This is a genomic window from Pseudoalteromonas gelatinilytica, assembly GCF_001641615.1.
Classification (GTDB): Bacteria; Pseudomonadota; Gammaproteobacteria; order Enterobacterales; family Alteromonadaceae; genus Pseudoalteromonas; species Pseudoalteromonas gelatinilytica.
In genome coordinates, this window is record NZ_LRRU01000014.1 from 108,846 (window position 1) to 127,230 (window position 18,385).

Genomic DNA, 18,385 nt, shown 5'->3' on the forward strand with positions numbered 1-18,385 from the left:
GTCTATTAATCTACGTAAAATTTTTGCTGAAATTTCAGCGTCTGTACTTGGCCATTTTGATTAATTTCGATATCAAAACGGTAAATTTCTTCGTTGCTGTAATCGATTTGTGCAAGGTAATAAATTGCATCACCTTCAACAACTTCTTTAAATGTAAGCTGTTTTTTATTGCCAAGCAGGTTACGAGCTGTGCCTGTTAAGCTAGCTGTTTGTGCTGATTTGTCGCTATTTTTTAATACCGAAATATTGATAATCCCTTTATTAGGGCTACGGTCTAAGTCGTAGTTTTTGGCGATATTTGGCTGAATGAAGGTCGATGGAAATGCAATGTAGTGAACTTCCCAAGGACCAAGTACCTTGTACTGAGCGCCTGCTTGTTCATCTGCTTTGGCATAGCTTGTAAATAAACTTAATAAAATCAAAGAAAAATAAATAAATTGCTTCATGGTATATCTCACTTAACAAAAGAGGCCTTTCGGCCCCTTACTGCTTCACGTTAAACGCTTAGCCAATAAAATCCATTAATAGAATTTGTAAAAACTGTAGACCAATAATCAACACTAAGATTGATAAGTCCAGACCACCGAGTGGCGGAATAACCTTACGAATTGGGCGTAACATTGGCTCAGTTAGCTGGTGGAATACAGCTTCAATTGGGTTGTAGCCTTGGCTTACCCAACTAAGTAAAGCACGAATAATTAATACCCAAAATAATAAGTTTAAACCTTCTTTGATCACTGTCATAAATGCTTGAATGAATACTGGACCCGGCGCCCAAGCATTATAAAACATCAGAAAAATAACACTGAGTTTTGCTACAGCAACTAAATAAGCAAGCACTAATGAAGCAATATCAAAGCCACCCACTCCAGGGATGATTTTACGTAGAGGGTTCACTGCGAACGAAGTGGCTTTCACCACAAACTGGCTCATAGGATTGTAAAAGTCAGCTTTTGCCGCTTGTAACCAAAAGCGTAAAAGGACCACCATTAAAAAGAGATCAAAAATAATCCCAACTAAAAAGTGCATGGCTTGCATAGTTTTACCTTCAAAAAGTAAGCTTAAAGTTCTTTTTCCATCGCTTCAGCGCGAGCAATACAGGCATCCATTGCATCTGCAACAGTACCGACTAAACCTTGTGATTTCAGATGTTCTACCGCTTCGTGAGTTGTACCCCCTTTAGAGGTTACGTTTGCACGTAGCTGAGAAATACTGATGTCTTGTTGCGACAGCGCCATTTCGGCTGCACCCAGTGCGGTTTGTTGTACTAAACGGCGTGCATCTTCATCGCTAAAACCAAGTGCTTTGGCTTTTTCTTCAATAGCTTCCATAAATAAGAAGAAGTAAGCAGGTGATGAGCCTGTTACAGCAATGATATCGTTGATTTGTGACTCTTGCTCAACCCACACAACAATGCCTGTACACTCAAAAACTTGTTGCACAAACTCGTGTTCTTCAGCGGTTTCACCCGCGCCATAAAGGCCAGAAACACCGCGACCGAGTAGTGAAGGGGTATTTGGCATGCAACGTACCATTTTTACATCTTGGCCTAGCATTTCACGTAATCGTTTAACGGTAAGACCGGCAGCCACTGAAATAAATAGTTTGTTGCTAAAATCAACGCCAGAATCTTGGAATGATTGACAAAGCTCGCCCATCATTTGTGGTTTAACAGATAAGACAATCACATCTGCATCGCGAAGTGCCGCGTTGTTATCCGCGGTAGTTTGCACCCCGAAATCAGCAGCAACCTTAGCTAATTTGTCTTGGTTGCGATTGGTTGCAATGATGTTTTTAGCTGCAAAACCGTTCTTTACCATGCCGCCAATGATGGCGTAGCTCATGTTACCCGTGCCTATAAATGCGATTTTTTTGTCTGACATATGTCTGTTATCACCTTTTAATTTCGTTGGCCAAATATATCCGTGCCAATGCGTACCATGGTTGAACCTGCTGCAATCGCCGCTTCAACATCGTTACTCATACCCATCGACAAGGTGTCTACTTGGGGATATTGGGCCTTTAGTTTATCAAAGCAAGCGCTTAATTGCTCAAAATATTGTAATTGTAGCTGGGCATCGTCGGTTTTGGCAGGAATCGCCATCACACCACGCAGGCACAAATTAGGGCATTGATTGACGAATTCGGCCAATGCCATTAGCTCGTCTGGGTGGCAGCCTGACTTCGCCTCTTCTAAACTAATATTAACTTGAATTAATACATTGAGCGGGGCTTTGTCGGCTGGTCGTTGCTCATTAAGACGTTTTGCAATTTTAGTGCGGTCAACACTTTGTACCCAATCGAAATGTGTGGCTACTTGTGCACTTTTATTTGATTGAATAGGGCCAATAAAGTGCCAAATAATGTCTGTGTAATCAGCCAATGCTGTGACCTTTGTGACTGCTTCTTGAACGTATGATTCGCCAAACTGGCGTTGACCATGCGTATAGGCGGCAATCACATCGTCTGCAGGTTTTGTTTTTGAAACAGCCAATAGGCTGATTGATTGCTCATCGCGATGATTATTTTTTGCAGCTTGAGCAATTCTTGCGTAGGCGGATGTAAGTCGTTCTGCTATTGTAACCATATAATTATCAGTTGGTTGTGGAGTCATAAATGGATATTACCGAATTATTGGCCTTTAGTGTGCAACACAAAGCCTCGGATTTACACTTGTCATCGGGCGTATCACCTATGATACGTGTTGATGGTGATGTGCGTCGTATTAATATTCCAGCATTAGAACAAAAAGATGTAAATAGTCTGGTATACGATATTATGAACGATAATCAGCGTAAGGACTACGAACAAAATCTTGAAGTGGATTTTTCATTTGAAGTACCAAACCTTGCGCGTTTCCGTGTTAATGCATTTAACTCAAACCGTGGCCCGGCTGCGGTGTTTCGTACTATCCCAAGCGATGTATTAACACTGGATGATTTAGGTGCCCCAGATATTTTTAAAACCATTGCCGACAACCCACGTGGTTTAGTGTTGGTTACAGGCCCTACGGGTTCGGGTAAATCAACCACCTTAGCGGCGATGGTTGATTATATTAATCAAACCAAACATCACCATATTTTAACTATCGAAGATCCAATCGAATTCGTGCACGATAATAAGCTCAGCCTTATTAACCAACGTGAAGTTCATCGTGACACGCACAGCTTCTCCAATGCACTTCGAAGCGCTCTTCGTGAAGACCCTGATGTTATCTTAGTAGGTGAGCTTCGTGACCTTGAAACAATCCGTCTTGCGATGACTGCAGCAGAAACAGGTCACTTAGTGTTTGGTACCTTGCATACCACATCAGCACCAAAAACCATTGACCGTATTATTGACGTTTTCCCAGGTGAAGAAAAAGACATGGTACGTTCAATGTTATCTGAATCATTACGCGCTGTAATCTCGCAAACCTTACTTAAAAAAGTGGGCGGTGGGCGAGTTGCAGCACACGAAATTATGATTGGTGTGCCGGCTATCCGAAATCTGATCCGTGAAGATAAAATTGCACAAATGTATTCATCAATTCAAACCGGTGCATCGCATGGTATGCAGACCATGGATCAATGCTTAGCAAACTTAGTTAACTACGGCATTATTACAACCAATGATGCACGAGCTAAAGCGCAAGATAAAACCCAGTTTGGTGGTTAACGGAGCTATTTAAAATGTCTTTACCTTTAAATCATTTTTTACAAGTCATGATCGACAAAAAAGGCTCTGACTTGTTTGTTTCTAGCCAGCTTCCTGTCAGTGCAAAAGTAAACGGCGAACTGTTGCCTTTAAGTGATGAAAAACTCTCTGATGAAGATTCACTCGCTTTAGTTGAGTCTGCAATGAACGATAAACAGCGCAAAGAGTTTCATGACACTAAAGAATGTAACTTTGCGATTGCAACCGATGAAGGCCGTTTCCGTGTTTCAGCCTTTTGGCAACGTGATAGAGCGGGTATGGTTATTCGCCGTATCGTTACGCAAATTCCTGATGTGAATGAACTTGGTTTGCCATCAACATTAACCGATGTGATCATGGCAAAACGTGGTTTAGTGCTGTTTGTGGGTGGTACAGGCACAGGTAAATCTACGTCATTAGCAGCGCTTTTGGGTTATCGTAATCGCAATCAACGTGGTCATATTCTTACCATTGAAGATCCTATCGAGTTTGTCCACGAACATCGTAAAAGTATCATCACTCAACGCGAGGTTGGTTTAGATACAGAAAGCTTTGAATCAGCCCTGAAAAGTTCACTGCGTCAAGCACCTGATGTGATCTTAATTGGTGAGATCCGTTCACAAGAGACCATGGAATACGCACTTAGCTTTGCTGAAACCGGTCACTTGTGTGTGGCAACACTGCATGCAAATAATGCCAACCAAGCTATTGACCGTATCATGCACTTAGTACCTAAAGAAAAGCACGATAAGTTAAAGTACGACCTTGCACTGAACCTTCGCGCCATTGTTGCGCAGCAGTTGGTGCCAACTGCTGATGGGGAAGGGCGTGTCGCTGCTATCGAAATTCTACTAAATTCACCGATGGTGGCAGAGCTCATCAAGCGTGGCGATATCGGCTCTATCAAAGAAACCATGGCTAAATCGAAAGAAATGGGCATGCAGACCTTTGACCAAGCGTTATTTGAGCTTTATAAACAGCGTCGTATTAACTACGCTGATGCGCTGCACCATGCTGACTCGCCAAATGACTTACGCCTAATGATTAAGCTGCAAAACAATGAACAAAGTGGTGCTGGTTTCTTACAAGGTGTGACTATCGATGGCCTTGATGGTAAGAGTGATATATAAATGCTGCTGCGAGTAAATTTAATCGGCTGGTTATTTTTATTATTGAGTACGTTTCACGTATACGGTAATGACAATAAAAGCGTGGTTATTTTTATTCGCGATGATGTTTATGACGATTACAGTCGCTTTTTGAATGGTCGTAAGCCCATTGAAGTTAAAGACTTTAGTGGTGCTTACATTCGCCGCGACGTCGTTGATATGATCATCGCTCAACAAGCGTTGAGTTTAGGTGGTTTTACTAAGCCATTTCGCTACCACAAAGGGAATGTTAATTACCGTAATACCAAGTTGTTAGAGGATGGCCAATTACTATTAAGCTTCGATAGTGTTTGGTCTGTTGATGCAAAGCAGCTTGCAGAGTCAGTGTATATCTCAGATCCAGTCATTAGAAATGGTGAGTATTTTGCGGGCATATTTACTTCGCCGAACAATAAAAAAGTGCTTAAAGTAAAACAGCTTGCTGACTTTAAACAATTAACTGCGGTATCAACGCCACGCTGGCAAACTGATTGGCAAACGTTATCGGCTCTGCCACTAAAAGAGCTGCTCAGAGAAGATGAGTGGCTTGGGCAAGTCCGCACTGTATCGATGCAGTGGGTTGATTTTATGATGATGCCCCTGATGCCGAGTCTCAATAACCGTTATAGTTTAGAAAATATTGAACTGGTTGCAGTGCCAAACCTTGTACTCCAGCTCAATGATAGCCGTCATTTTATTATTTCGAAGAGTCACCCCGATGGCAAAGCGGCTTTTGCTGCAATTCAAAAGGGGCTTTCGCAACTACGTAAAACAGGCGCAATTGAAAAAGCCTACCGAGAGGCAGGCTTTATTCCAGATTTAAACAGCAATACTGTGATTAACAAAGCCCGTTAGTCACCATAAAACTGCTCAAAGAAACTTTCTAAAATGATTACTGCAGACATGTTATCAACGTTACCTTTGCCAAGGTTTCGATAACCACCTTGTTCGAATAAACGAGCTTTGGCATCAGCAGTCGTCAAACGCTCATCTTGTGTTTCAACCGGGATACCAAAGTGATTGTGTAAGCGATTAGCGAATTTTTTGGCTTTGAAAGTGACTTCTTGATTGGTGCCATCCATATTGAGCGGTAAGCCAACCACCATTAAATCTGGTTGCCACTCGTCAACTTGCTTTTTAATCAGCTGCCAATCAGGAATACCATCTTTCGCTTTCACTGCGTGTAAGCTTGAAGCCGTTCCTGTGAGTTCTTGACCAATGGCAATACCAATGCTTTTGGTGCCAAAGTCAAAGCCCATAACGGTGCGTTCACCGAGCGGCTTAAAAGTACGTTTTGTCATAGTCTTAAAAATATATAAAGTTAGGCGTGGCCTGCTTCAGAGCTTAATTGGCTAACATCAAAGCCCAGCATAGAGACTGCTTTTTCCCAGCGTTTTTCAACGGGAGTGTTAAAGATGATCTCAGGGTCTGCTTTAATAATTAACCACGAATTCTCTAACAGTTCTTGCTCTAATTGACCTTGATCCCAACCTGCATAGCCCAGTGTGATAATAAACTGATCTGGCGCCTCATTAGTGGTTAGGCTTGCTAACACATCTTTTGAGGTCGTGATCATGATGTCACTGCTGAGTTTTTGGCTTGACGCATAACCTGGCTTAGGCGAATGCAATACAAACCCACGATCGGTTTTTACAGGTCCGCCGGCATACACAGCAAAGCCCGCGGCTTGCTTGCTTTTGTCGTTATCAATTTCGATTTTATCGAGTAGCTCGCCCACAGTGATGTTGATAGGCTGGTTGATCACCAAGCCCATCGCACCATCTTGATTGTGCTCACAAATATAAGTGACTGCACGTTTAAAAAAAGGGTCTTGCATGCTCGGCATTGCGATTAAGAAATGATTCTCTAATGACTGCATAGGTCGCCCCTTTTACTGTTTAAATTAAGTATGGCTCAGTTTTCTTTCAATGGCATCAAATAAGTGGCCAGTGATTGAAATGTCGTATGCCGCTTCAATTTCTTTTACGCAGGTTGGTGCAGTCACATTGATTTCAGTTAAGCGGTCACCAATGATATCTAGGCCAACAAAAATCAGGCCTTTTTCTTTAAGGGTTGGTGCAACAGCCTCTGCAATTTTACGGTCTGAATCGCTAATTGGGCGTGCTTCACCACGACCACCTGCTGCTAAGTTACCGCGTGTTTCGCCATTTTGTGGGATACGCGCTAGGCAATATGGCATTACTTCACCATCAACCACAAGTACGCGTTTATCGCCTTGTTTGATTTCAGGAATATAATTTTGTGCCATCGCAAAGCGGCTACCATGCTCGGTTAATGTTTCGCAGATCACACCGATATTTGCGTCGTCTTCTTTAATGCGGAAAATTGATGCTCCACCCATACCATCAAGCGGCTTTAAGATAATATCTTTATGCTCAGCTAAAAATGCACGAATGTCTGCTTGGCTGCGCGTTACCAAAGTATCGGGTGTATGTTCACTAAACCAAGCGGTGAATAGTTTTTCGTTCGCATCACGTAAGCTCTGTGGCTTATTGATTACCAGTGTGCCTGCTTGCTCAGCTCGCTCTAAAATGTAGGTTGCGTAGATATACTCAGTATCGAAAGGCGGATCTTTACGCATTAAAATAACGTCTAAATCAGCTAAAGCAATGGTGGCTTTTTCTTCTAATTCATACCAGTGATTTACATCATCAAATACACGGGCTTTGGCAGCTGTTGCATAGCTTTGACCTTGACGCAGAGACAGGTCATCCATTTCCATGTAGTAAATTTCGTAGCCGCGTTTTTGTGCTTCCATCATCATTGCAAAACCAGTGTCTTTTTTAATATTAAAGCCACTAATTGGATCAGAGATTATGCCTAACTTAATTGCCATGTTTTTGCCTTAGAGTCGTATGCCATACTGTGTTTTGTTACTTTGATATATGGGTGTTTTTACGGTTTTCAATTCGCTAAATCGCCAAACTGCAATTGCAATGCACTTAATACTGTTAGAGCGGCTGTTTCTGTTCGCAGAACACGTGGTCCTAAGCGAATATCAACAAAGTGTTGCTGTTTAGCAATGTCAATTTCTTCATCGGTAAAGCCACCTTCAGGACCAACTAAAAAGCGCACGCCTTCGCTGGGTACTTGAATCGTTTTAATGCTGTGCTCAGCACGTGGATGCAGAGTAAGCTTAATCGCATCACTTGCTTGCTCTAGCCACTCTTTTATATCGATAGGCGGGTGCACAACAGGCACAAAGTTACGGCCTGATTGCTCTGCAGCTGCAATCGCAATTTTTTGCCATTGTTGGTGTTTTTTCTGTAATCGATCACCGCTTAGTTTGACACCACAGCGCTGACTAAAAATAGGTGTGATTTCAGTGATACCAAGCTCGACTGACTTCTGAATTGTAAAATCCATTTTATCGCCGCGTGATATACCTTGTCCTAAGTGAATTTTTAACGGTGATTCCACATCATGATCAATAAACTCTTGTGGCTCAACCAGCACATTTTTTTTGCTTACTTCAATAATTTCACTGAGGTATTCACCTCCTTCACCATTAAAAATGGAAACTTTATCACCGACTTGCATACGCAACACACGGCCCACATGACCTGCGGCATCATCATCAAGTGCTATCGGGGTGTTTAAAGAAATCGCTGAAGGTTGGTAAATATGAGGAACTCGCATGGCTGTCACTTTTCAATAATTTTAGCAATATGGTAAGTATACAGCGGCTTAGGTGCAATTATTTATTTGTTATTTAAATTCGTCTTTAGCAGTTAAAGCATGAGCGGTGGTTTCAGCAATCTCAGATTGACACGAAAGGTGATTAATATGAGCAGGATCAGGGCAGGGAATAAAACTAAAGCTATGCCCATCTTGTTGCACTAAGTAACGTATTTTATGCAGCGAATTATAAATAAACTTTTGTGCATCATTCGCCAGTTGATAGTCGGTCTGATTGATCAGCACACCTTGAATATCATGATGTTCGTGTAGATAACTGGCGAGCTCTGAAACGCTAATTTCGTTACTAAAATCGCAATAGCAATAATCTTTAACGAGTTGATCGAACATGAGTTTAACCATGTGGCGGCTATTAGCGCCAGCCACTACTAGAGTCGAATTTTCGGCATTTGTAAAGTAGTGCTGAGCAAATGCGCGGCTAAACTCATCATCTATATCAACTAATAAATAATTATTAACTTTAAAGGGCATAATGCCTCACGATTCAAATACTTCCGTATCAAATTGAAAACATACTTATTAGTAAATAGCCTATTGCACCGAAAACGGCAAACTCAATACAAGCTATACCAATGTTATCTTGGTGATCTACTTCTAAGGATGTGTCTATATTAGGTAGCGAGATATATTTAATAATGTAGCTCAAAACATACAACAATACCCACATCGCCCCGCAATGAGATACGAGAGTGAATAAATTTTCTACCATCTTACCACTAATAAATGATGCACTGGCAAGACCAGCGTAGCCCGCAAGTGCTAGGCCAATAGACTTACCTGCATAGCGAATCCCAATAGAAGTATTTTCGAGATTAAAATTACTTTGCAGTGATGCGCCTTGGTTGGCTTTTGCAAAACGATACTCACGAATTTTACTATCAAGAGCAAACATTCCTTGCAGTACAAAGAAGCTCACTGTGGCGATAAGTAAGCTACTGTAGCCTTGGGTATGACACCAGTTATAAAGACCTAAAGATATTATGCAGTTCGCGATTAACATACCTGAATCGACCAAAGCGGCACACACATTTTGCTTGAGTATGGCTGCTTCTTCGTTAAAGCGATGCAAAATCCATTTACGGTGAATTAAGTGACCGACCTTGATAAAGGTAAACAAAAGTACAATGAGTAAAAGAACTTTGAGTGGATTAGACTGTGCGGCGCTTAAGCTGATTTCATCAAAAATATAGGCGATGGTGGTAATGACCACCAGGATTTCGCTAGCAAAGCTGATCCCCATGGCAAAATTATCATGTTGCGCAAGCTCTTCTTTAAGCGCTTGTTTTGCTTTAATTTGCGTTAGAATACGTAGCAGCACTATGGTGACGCAAATTACAGCGAAACTAATAGCAATCGCGACTAAACTAGTGTTAGATAATGATAAATATGACATGCAGGTCCCTGCTAAATAATTCTTTGATAATCATTCTAGTACGGTTATTGGCAAGTTAAAAGAGAGTATTTAATGAGTAATTTACACGCGCTTCCCGAGTCCCTTTATCAATTAGGGCAAACCCGCTTTGCGAGCTTGTATGAGGGGCAAGCTGAACAACATAAAATTATTAACTTGTTGTCTTTAAGTGACTTTGCGTGGAATTGCTTACAATCTCAACCTGACTTAAAAGACTGGCTACTTGATGACAATGAACTTGCTAATCGGACTGTTGAACTGCCTCTAAACAGTACTGAGATTAACGAGCTGGACGATAGTGCCGCAATGGCAAAGTTGCGCTTGTATCGAGAAAAGTATTGGTTGAAAGTGGCTTACCTTGACTTGTGTTGTGCAAACCCAATTGCCGATAGCATTGCTTATATCTCTGCCCTTGCAAGCCAGCTCATTGATAGTGCAAACCAGTGGGCGTTTGCGCAGGTCGCAAAAGTCAGTGGTATGCCACTTGATAATGAAGGCAATGCAATTGCCATGTTAGTGCTAGGGATGGGTAAACTTGGTGGGGGAGAGCTCAATTACTCATCAGACATTGATTTAATTTTTTCTTATCCTCGCGATGTTGCAACGCAAGGCGGTCGTCGCTCAGTTGAAGCCCAAGTGTTTTATACCAAAGTGGCGCAAAAGCTCATAATGGCGCTTAACCAAACCACAGTGAATGGCCAAGTATTTCGCGTTGATATGCGTTTGCGCCCGTTTGGTGAAAGCGGACCCTTGGTAATGAGTTTTCATGCAATGGAAGATTATTACCAAGAGCAAGGGCGTGAATGGGAACGTTATGCGATGCTCAAAGGGCGCTTAATTGGCACTGAAAACCCTTACTGGAAGGAGTTTTATGAATTGCTACGCCCGTTTGTTTACCGACGTTATATTGATTTTTCGGTGATTGAATCGCTACGTAAGATGAAGCAAATGATCGCCCAAGAGGTACGCCGAAAACGCCTCACAAACAATATTAAATTAGGGGCAGGTGGCATTCGAGAAGTAGAGTTTGTGGTGCAAGCGCTACAAATGGTTCGAGGCGGCCGTGAAGCTAACTTGCAAACTCAGTCACTGCTAATTGCTTTAAAAGAGCTGGTTAATAATCAAGTGATGTCGAGTAAAGAGGCCGATTTATTAACACAGAACTATTTAGACCTTCGTAAAATAGAGCAATACTTACAAATTTTTGCAGATAAACAAACGCAAACCCTACCTGATGATGAGTTAAACCAACAACGCTTATGTTATTTGCTTAACAAAGATGACTTTAAACAGTGTTTAACAAGTATTGAGCAGACCATGGCGCAAGTGCATGGTGAATTCGAGCAAGTGATTGGCTTTGAAAGTGAAACGGCGGATCCGTGTGAAAGTGAGTACATTAGCGCTTGGGAAATGACTGATGTGAGCCTGATGTGTGAACCTAACCTTGATTGGCAAGTGGCGCTTGAAGACTTTAAAGCGCGTCTAACAAAAGCGAAAATTGGCAGCCGCGGTCGTGATATCCTCGATAAATTAATGCCACTTTTACTTAAACAGTTAACCGTGACGAAAGCGAGCAGTGATGCCTTTACGATGATTTGCCAAGTGTTGAATAAAATCATTTCACGTACCGCCTACCTAGAGCTGTTATACGAAAATCCTGGGGCCTTAAATCAACTGGTTGCACTTTGTTGTCATAGTAAATGGATAGGCGAGCATATCTCTCGTTACCCAATTTTACTTGATGAGCTGATTGATCCGCAGGTGCTCTATAAACCGACACCTTTATCCGCTTACAAAGATGAAATCAGGCAGTATTTCTTGCGTATCGAACATGGCGATTTAGAGCTGCAAATGGAAGCACTTCGTCAGTTTAAACAAACGCATCAGTTACGCATTGCCGCAGCCGATGCAACCGGTGTGTTGAGTGTGATGAAGGTAAGCGATCACCTCACTGCACTTGCTGAGGCTATTGTAGAGCAAGCGGTCAATATTGCATGGCATGCGTGTGTTGAGCGCTTTGGTCAACCTGCCAATACGACAGAGCAAGAAAAGGGCTTTGCGGTTATTGCTTACGGGAAAACGGGTGGCTTTGAAGTAGGTTATGATTCAGATCTTGATCTGGTATTTGTGCATAACCACGATGGCAGTAGTTATACCGATGGTGATAAGTCGATTGATTCTAGGCAGTTTTATTTAAAGCTTGCGCAGCGTTTAATGCACTTATTCAATACCCGTACTGCGTCAGGTATTTTGTATGAGCTTGATACTCGCTTGCGTCCTGAAGGGGCGTCGGGCTTATTGGCTATTAATTTAGAAAGTTACTACCACTATCAGCAAACTCAAGCATGGACCTGGGAGCATCAAGCCTTGGTTCGCTCGCGCATGATTTACGGACAAGACTCGTTGAGTGAGCGCTTTGCTCAAATTCGCAAAGACGTTTTATGCCAAGCTCGCGATAACGAAAAGTTGAAAACCGATGTCGTTGAAATGCGAGAAAAAATGCGTGCACACCTTGCTAAAGGTGATGATGAGCTGTTTGATTTAAAACAAGATAGAGGTGGTATCACAGATATTGAATTTATCACTCAATATTTGGTGTTGAACAATGCAGTGCAGTACCCTGAGCTAACGACATGGTCTGATAATGTGCGCATTTTAGCTGATGCTGCCCGTTTAGGCTGTATTACTGTGCAAATGCAGCAAGAGTTAGTGGCTGCGTATATTGCCTATCGTTCACGTTATCACGTAATGAGTTTGAATCAGCAGGGACGTTGTGCGCCACGTGCTGAGTTAACTCAGCACATCGACTTAGTAAGTCTGGCGTGGCAAGAGGTGTTTTAGATATTAGCTAGCTTTTTAAGCGACGGCAGTTTTCGCGCACATAAGCAGAGGGCAGCTCGGTGATAACCGCTGCTCTTTGCTTAAAGCAAAAATAGGTGTAAACCTCATTTTCGAAATCATCGTTGATGGCGCGACCAACTTGGTAAAGTGTTGAAACAAAGTTACTATCAACGCGAAAATGATCTTTTACAACATAGTCTTTGCTTAAATACCAGTACAACACGATGTCTTCGTGACGGGCATAGTCAGACAGTACATCTTTTAAAGTATTGCCATTTTCAAAGCGGCGAGGTTGTATGTCACCAGTCCAGTTTGGTGATGAAGGCTCGACGACTTTTTCGCGTTCAAAAAGCGCGACATCTAAGCTGGTTTCAGGCGTAGGCAATTTTAGAACGTATTTATCGCGCTCATTATTTTTGTCATTCACTTGGTTACGTAGCGCTGCATAAAAGCGCGATAAACCTTGTGCTGCAGCATTTTTGGTATCTTTCATGTCCAATACAGGACCACTACCAAATAAAAAGTAAATAGCAGCAGCAATCAAAATAAAAGCTAATGATAAATGCTTAACCCAAAACCACATTTCTAATACTCTTGTTGTTAATTAGCTTAATAAAACCATATAAACAGCAAAATGTCACTCTACTTGTAATAAGAAGGTGCGTTCTTGTCAGGGCGAGTTTTAAAGCGGCGGTGAAGCCACATATATTGCTCAGGTGCTAAATCGATGGCTTGTTCCATGCGCTGATTTACGTGAGTAACGTCTGCAAGGTCATCGCCACTTGGGAAGTTTTCAAGAGCAGGTAATACTTCTAGGTGGTAGCGACCATCCTTATCACGACGACTTGTTAAGCTTACCGTTTCACAGTTACGGCTACTTGAAAATAACAGCGTTCCCGTTGTTGTGGCTGCTTCTTTTACCGCATAAAAAGGGGCAAACTCACAGCGGTTACGGCCGTAATCTTGATCTGGCAGGTAGTAACAAACCTTTTTATTTTTAAGTGCTTGCAATAAGCCTTTGACATCTTTTTTGCCAATTAAATATTCGTTTGAACGAAGGCGACCGTTAGTCGTGAAATATTCCATCAAAGGGTTATTATGAGGACGATAAAAGCCAATGCCTTGGTGTTTTACACCCATAATACGGCTCGCCATTTCTAAGTGTAAAAAGTGTGGCACAAGTAACAGCACGCCTTTACCTGATTGCTGAGCTTTTTCAAAGTGCTCCAAGCCTTTAACTGAACCAAATACTTTATTGATACGCCAATTTGGCCACCACCAAGCCATGCCGGTTTCCATCATTGCAATACCGGTATTTTCCATGTTTTTGCGGACTAATTCGCGTTGTTCATGTTCAGGCATATCAGGAAAACATAAGCGAATGTTGACCTCTGCAATATGACGGCGGCGCTTCATAAAGCGATGGACTAAACGGCCCAGCAGTTTTCCAAGTGCAAGTTGTAATTTATGTGGTAACCAAGAGATAAGGTATAAAAAGAACACGCCAATCCAAGTTAACCAGTAACGAGGGCCTAAAAAAGACGCTTTAAAAGGAGATGAACTAACCACAAAAAAATCTCTAAAAATAAAAAAGCTAGTTTAACTGTATGTCCTTAAAAATACAAAAAAGCCAGCACGAGGCTGGCTTTCGAGTAAGGACTATATAGAAGAAATACTTAGATTTCTTTTAAACCTTGGTTAATTGCAACAAGGTCTTCGCTAGTAAGCGTACCAGCAGCTTGTTTCAAGCGTAATGTTGAAACAACATAGCGGTAGCGAACGTTTGCTAAGTTACTTTTTGCATTGTAAAGGTTTTGCGTGCTGATCAATACGTCTACGATAGTACGTGTACCAACTTCAAAGCCAGCTTCAGTTGCTTTAAGTGCACTTTCAGCAGAAACAACAGCTTGTTGCAGCGCTTTATAAGTCGCGATGTCAGATACCACTTGGTTATACGATGTGATCACTGAGCGAGTTACTGCACGTAAGCTTGCTTCTAAATCTTCACTTGCCGCAACATAGTATGCGCGAGCTTGATCAGTCGCTGCTGTAGTCGCGCCACCTGAGTAGATAGGTAGGCTGAAGTTAACACCAATACTCGCACTGTCTTCACGTGGCTGATGTGAGTTGCTGTTTAGATCAGTAAGGCTGTCACCGTATGAAGCGCTTAACGTTAACTTCGGATAGTGGCCAGCTTTTGCTAAGTCGATTTGATCTTTAGCAATATCAACCGTTACTTTTGAAACTTGCAGGTTTAAGTTGTTGTCTTTTGCAATTTCAATGTAGTCAGTTGACTGTTTGTTAGGTGCAACCGTTGAAAACGTATCTGTATTCAACATGTCTAGTTTTGCGTGGTATTTGCCTGTGATTTCACGAAGTTGCTCACGGGCTGTTTCAACGCTGTTCTTAGCAACGATTTCTTGTGCTACTGAGTTATCGTACTGCGCTTGCGCTTCATGTACGTCAGTGATTGCAGTTAAACCTACCGCATAACGCTCTTTAGTTTGTTGTAATTGACGCTCGATAGCGCGTTTTTCAGCTTGAACAAACTCAAGGTTATCGATTGCACTGAGTACGTTGAAGTAACCATCAGCAACACGAACAATTAGGTCTTGGCGAGCATAATCATATTGTGCATTTGCTTGTAATGCTTGTTTATCTGCGATACCCAGTGAATTCCATGCACCTAAATCAAACAGTGTTTGATTTAAGCTAATACCACGGCTGAATTCATCAGGGTCATAGTCATAACCGGTATAACCCGTTGCATCAGTACCGTCATAAAGATCTGATTTGGTTGATTGGTAACCAAGGCTTAAACCAATTTGTGGTAATAGTGCACTTAACGCGCGATCGCTCTCAAAGGCTTGCGCATCTGCTTGGGCTTTTGCTTTAAGTACGGTAGGATCGTTTGCTGTCGCAATCTCGTAAACTTGTAGTAAGTCTTCAGCGTAACTTGCTGTTGCAGTCAGTGCGCTTGAAAACCCAATCAGCGCAGCGAGTAGTGTTTTTTTCATTGTTCGTTCAGTCCTTAGACAATTTTGTACTGTGACCATGGTACTCTTTTTTAATGAATAACCAAAAAAAAATTACGTAAATCTGCATGTCCAAGTGTAACAGAATATAATTGGCCGTAACATTTACTTAAAACGTGAAGGAAATAGTGAATGAAAATATCAGCAATCTCACAATTTAGCCATGATGACATAGAGTTAAAGCCAATTGAGCGTGTTTATGATGGTTTCTTTAAAATTAACACCTATCGCTTTCATCATGCGTTGTTTGCAGGTGGTAAATCGGTTGAAGTTAAACGCGAAATTTTAGAGCGCGGCCATGCTGTTGCTGTACTTCCTTATGACCCTGCGACTGACCAAGTTTTGTTAATCGAACAAATTAGAATCGGGGCGCTCGCATCAAAGCAGTCACCTTGGTTACTTGAGTGTATTGCTGGTATGGCAGATGGCAGCACTGATTACGAAGAGGTTGCTAAGCGCGAAGCATTTGAAGAAGCGGGTATTGAGCTTGATGAGCTGGAATTTATGATGTCATATCTTTCAAGCCCCGGCGGCACCACTGAGCGTTTGTATTTATATTTAGCACGTACTGACTTAGCAGGGTATCAAGGCGGTATTTTTGGCTTGGATAATGAAGATGAAGATATCAAAACCCATGTAATGTCATACGATGAAGCTATGCTGCGCTTAGAACAGGGTGAAATAGACAATGCAGCGACAGTTATCTCATTACAGTGGTTAGCACTGAATAAGCAACGTATACTGTCTGATTGGAAAAACTCATAGGGGATTATTTTGTCGTACGTCAGTGCCCAGCAGCGTTATATTCAAAGCTTACCTAAGTACTTAACTTTGTGTGAGCATAATTACGTGCGTGCGCTTAAGCTCTTACCTCATGAACGCCGCGTCGGTCAGGAGCGTAAAGTGCAATTAGGTCACAGTACTTTTACGGTTAAAGTTGACGATACAGCAAAATACACCACAGATATTTCTATCAGCCAAGAGACGGGTAATTTACCTTCGGTTAAGCCATTGTATTTAACTGTGCGCATGTATCATGATGCGAAAGTCGCTGAAATTGTGCATCATGATTTTCATCAGCGCATCAAGCCTTCCTATGCTTACCCCAATCCGAATATGCATCAAAAAGATGAAAAATATCAGCTTAACGCCTTTTTATATGACTGGCTGGTGGCCTGTGTTGAAAACGGCCGTGCAGTTTTAAATTGGGATGTAAATAATGGCTTGGTTTAGTTACGCCTACCATTTTGATAAAACAGCATTGAAAGTTGCCCACATCACAGACTGCCATTTATCAAAAGACACAACGGGTGAATACTTTAGCGTGAATACGGCAGCGTATTTTGCGCGTTGCTTACAAGCTATTGCTAAGCTAAATGTGGATTGTGTGGTGTTTGGTGGTGATTTAACACAAGATCACAGCACTGAGTCTTACCAGCTTTTTGCTAAATTAATTGATAACTCAGCGCTCAGTTGTCCGGTGTTTTGGCTGCCAGGCAATCATGATGAACTTGCCGAATATGAAAAGCTTACAAGCCCGCAAATTTTAAACAATAAACGCATTACCTTTTTAGGTGGGCAGTTGCTGTTGGCAAACTCAAAAGGCCCGACGCCAGCAGGTTGGGTAACACACACGCATTTAGATGAATTAAGCCAAACGGTAGGGCAGGTACCTAGCGTGGTGTTTTGTCATCATAATCCGCTACCTATTCAAGCCTATTTAGATAAACATATGCTAGAAAATGGCCCGCAGTTTTTAAATATGTGCGTCAATACAGAGCATTGCCTTGGCGTATTCCACGGTCATGTGCATCATGAGTACAGGCAAACCTACCGTGACCTTAGTGTGTATGCGACACCAGCCAGCTCAATCCAATTTAGCAAACACACGATGGCGTGGCAGCAAGAGGATTTAGGCCCCGCATTTCGAATCATCGACTTAATAATTGATGAGCAACAAAACTTACTGTTAAGCACGGATGTAGTATGGCTAAACGAGTAATTTATATTCATGGCTTTAATAGCTCTGAGCAATCTTACAAAGCAGTTCGTTTTGGTGAGCACATGGCGCAATTTGATGTCGATTATCAGGTGCCAAGATTAACTCATGAACCATTACATGCAATTTTACAATTAGAACAACTGCTAAATGATGATACTGTATTACTAGGAAGTTCATTAGGCGGTTTTTATGCGACTTATTTGTCGCAACGTTATTCGATACCTGCGGTGGTAATAAACCCTGCAGTTCGGCCATTTGAGTTACTCGATAACTATTTAGGGCCAAATTATAACCCGTATCAAGATAGTCATTACGAACTTGATAATCGTCACATGGATGCATTGCGCAGTTTATATTTGCCGCAATTAGACACTCCTTCATTGCTTTATTTGTTACAGCAAACGGGCGATGAAGTACTGCCTTTTCAACAGGCGGTTAACTATTATTCTCAGTGTAAGCAACACGTTGAATTTGGAGGCGATCATAGTTTTATCGGCTTCGAACAAACCTTTGCAAGTATTGTAGATTTTCTTAAAATCACGTAAAACATAGC

At 41.9% G+C, this 18,385-nt stretch carries 21 protein-coding genes; 8 read left to right on the forward strand and 13 right to left on the reverse strand.

All coding sequences use genetic code 11. From position 1 onward, the window contains the following. Positions 1–5: 5 nt before the first annotated feature. From NH153_RS06345 to NH153_RS06360, 4 genes are read right to left on the reverse strand one after another with little or no spacing between them, the layout of a single operon-like run. Positions 6–446 (reverse strand): DUF4426 domain-containing protein, encoded by a 441-nt coding sequence (locus NH153_RS06345; protein WP_063702078.1) that lies wholly within the window; start codon positions 444–446, stop codon positions 6–8. Between the two features lie 58 nt (positions 447–504). Beyond that, the gene (locus NH153_RS06350; RefSeq protein ID WP_063702082.1) at positions 505–1,038 is read right to left on the reverse strand and encodes a YggT family protein; all 534 of its coding nucleotides are present in this window, start codon (positions 1,036–1,038) and stop codon (positions 505–507) included. 23 nt (positions 1,039–1,061) lie between these two features. After that, complete coding sequence (gene proC, locus NH153_RS06355; protein ID WP_063702084.1) at positions 1,062–1,883, reverse strand: pyrroline-5-carboxylate reductase; 822 nt, start codon at positions 1,881–1,883, stop codon at positions 1,062–1,064. Between the two features lie 17 nt (positions 1,884–1,900). Next, positions 1,901–2,614, reverse strand: coding sequence for a YggS family pyridoxal phosphate-dependent enzyme (locus NH153_RS06360; protein WP_063702086.1), 714 nt, complete (start codon positions 2,612–2,614; stop codon positions 1,901–1,903). Positions 2,615–2,616: 2 nt separating this feature from the next. Here NH153_RS06360 and NH153_RS06365 point away from each other — a divergent pair, with 2 nt between their 5' ends. The 3 genes from NH153_RS06365 to NH153_RS06375 are packed head-to-tail and all read left to right on the forward strand — an operon-like array spanning position 2,617 to position 5,678. Further along, on the forward strand, positions 2,617–3,657 hold the full coding sequence (locus NH153_RS06365) for a type IV pilus twitching motility protein PilT (protein WP_063702088.1): 1,041 nt from the start codon (positions 2,617–2,619) through the stop codon (positions 3,655–3,657). 14 nt (positions 3,658–3,671) lie between these two features. After that, positions 3,672–4,805, forward strand: a complete 1,134-nt coding sequence (locus NH153_RS06370; RefSeq protein WP_063702090.1) for a PilT/PilU family type 4a pilus ATPase — start codon at positions 3,672–3,674, stop codon at positions 4,803–4,805. Beyond that, a complete protein-coding gene (locus tag NH153_RS06375) occupies positions 4,806–5,678 on the forward strand; it encodes a hypothetical protein (RefSeq protein ID WP_240494356.1) in 873 nt (290 codons plus the stop codon). Here NH153_RS06375 and ruvX read toward each other — a convergent pair. The 6 genes from ruvX to NH153_RS06405 all read right to left on the reverse strand — a co-directional run bounded on the left by ruvX (position 5,675) and on the right by NH153_RS06405 (position 9,936). Continuing rightward, positions 5,675–6,124: a Holliday junction resolvase RuvX gene (gene ruvX, locus NH153_RS06380; RefSeq protein WP_063702093.1), complete on the reverse strand. Its 450-nt coding sequence runs from the start codon at positions 6,122–6,124 to the stop codon at positions 5,675–5,677. The genes NH153_RS06375 and ruvX overlap by 4 nt on opposite strands. A 20-nt stretch (positions 6,125–6,144) precedes the next feature. Continuing rightward, positions 6,145–6,702: a YqgE/AlgH family protein gene (locus NH153_RS06385; RefSeq protein WP_063702096.1), complete on the reverse strand. Its 558-nt coding sequence runs from the start codon at positions 6,700–6,702 to the stop codon at positions 6,145–6,147. Positions 6,703–6,726: 24 nt separating this feature from the next. Beyond that, positions 6,727–7,680 (reverse strand): glutathione synthase, encoded by a 954-nt coding sequence (gene gshB / locus NH153_RS06390; protein ID WP_063702098.1) that lies wholly within the window; start codon positions 7,678–7,680, stop codon positions 6,727–6,729. 68 nt (positions 7,681–7,748) lie between these two features. After that, the gene (gene rsmE, locus NH153_RS06395) at positions 7,749–8,483 is read right to left on the reverse strand and encodes a 16S rRNA (uracil(1498)-N(3))-methyltransferase (protein WP_063702100.1); all 735 of its coding nucleotides are present in this window, start codon (positions 8,481–8,483) and stop codon (positions 7,749–7,751) included. 69 nt (positions 8,484–8,552) lie between these two features. Then, the gene (locus tag NH153_RS06400) at positions 8,553–9,014 is read right to left on the reverse strand and encodes a hypothetical protein (protein WP_063702102.1); all 462 of its coding nucleotides are present in this window, start codon (positions 9,012–9,014) and stop codon (positions 8,553–8,555) included. A 28-nt stretch (positions 9,015–9,042) separates the two neighbouring features. After that, a complete protein-coding gene (locus tag NH153_RS06405; RefSeq protein WP_063702105.1) occupies positions 9,043–9,936 on the reverse strand; it encodes a DUF350 domain-containing protein in 894 nt (297 codons plus the stop codon). Positions 9,937–10,008: 72 nt separating this feature from the next. Between NH153_RS06405 and glnE the strand changes: the two genes are divergently transcribed. After that, the gene (glnE, locus tag NH153_RS06410; RefSeq protein WP_063702108.1) at positions 10,009–12,795 is read left to right on the forward strand and encodes a bifunctional [glutamate--ammonia ligase]-adenylyl-L-tyrosine phosphorylase/[glutamate--ammonia-ligase] adenylyltransferase; all 2,787 of its coding nucleotides are present in this window, start codon (positions 10,009–10,011) and stop codon (positions 12,793–12,795) included. Positions 12,796–12,802: 7 nt separating this feature from the next. Here the strand turns inward: glnE and NH153_RS06415 are convergent, their stop codons facing one another. The 3 genes from NH153_RS06415 to tolC all read right to left on the reverse strand — a co-directional run bounded on the left by NH153_RS06415 (position 12,803) and on the right by tolC (position 15,812). Beyond that, a complete protein-coding gene (locus NH153_RS06415) occupies positions 12,803–13,378 on the reverse strand; it encodes a TcpQ domain-containing protein (protein WP_063702111.1) in 576 nt (191 codons plus the stop codon). Positions 13,379–13,437: 59 nt separating this feature from the next. Further along, positions 13,438–14,364 (reverse strand): LpxL/LpxP family Kdo(2)-lipid IV(A) lauroyl/palmitoleoyl acyltransferase, encoded by a 927-nt coding sequence (gene lpxL, locus NH153_RS06420; protein WP_063702113.1) that lies wholly within the window; start codon positions 14,362–14,364, stop codon positions 13,438–13,440. Between the two features lie 107 nt (positions 14,365–14,471). Then, positions 14,472–15,812: an outer membrane channel protein TolC gene (tolC, locus tag NH153_RS06425; protein ID WP_063702115.1), complete on the reverse strand. Its 1,341-nt coding sequence runs from the start codon at positions 15,810–15,812 to the stop codon at positions 14,472–14,474. Between the two features lie 150 nt (positions 15,813–15,962). On the opposite strand from tolC, the gene NH153_RS06430 reads away from it, so the two are divergent. From NH153_RS06430 to NH153_RS06445, 4 genes are read left to right on the forward strand one after another with little or no spacing between them, the layout of a single operon-like run. Further along, complete coding sequence (locus tag NH153_RS06430) at positions 15,963–16,595, forward strand: NUDIX domain-containing protein (RefSeq protein WP_063702117.1); 633 nt, start codon at positions 15,963–15,965, stop codon at positions 16,593–16,595. A 9-nt stretch (positions 16,596–16,604) separates the two neighbouring features. After that, entirely contained in the window at positions 16,605–17,063 is a 459-nt protein-coding gene (locus tag NH153_RS06435) for a DUF1249 domain-containing protein (protein WP_063702119.1), read from the forward strand. Further along, positions 17,050–17,832, forward strand: a complete 783-nt coding sequence (locus NH153_RS06440) for a metallophosphoesterase (protein WP_063702122.1) — start codon at positions 17,050–17,052, stop codon at positions 17,830–17,832. The genes NH153_RS06435 and NH153_RS06440 overlap by 14 nt, the downstream gene beginning before the upstream one ends. Continuing rightward, positions 17,817–18,377 carry a YqiA/YcfP family alpha/beta fold hydrolase gene (locus tag NH153_RS06445; RefSeq protein WP_063702124.1) on the forward strand — a complete coding sequence of 187 codons (561 nt, stop codon included), beginning with the start codon at positions 17,817–17,819 and terminating at the stop codon, positions 18,375–18,377. Before NH153_RS06440 ends, NH153_RS06445 begins: the two co-directional genes overlap by 16 nt. The last annotated feature ends 8 nt before the right edge of the window (positions 18,378–18,385 follow it).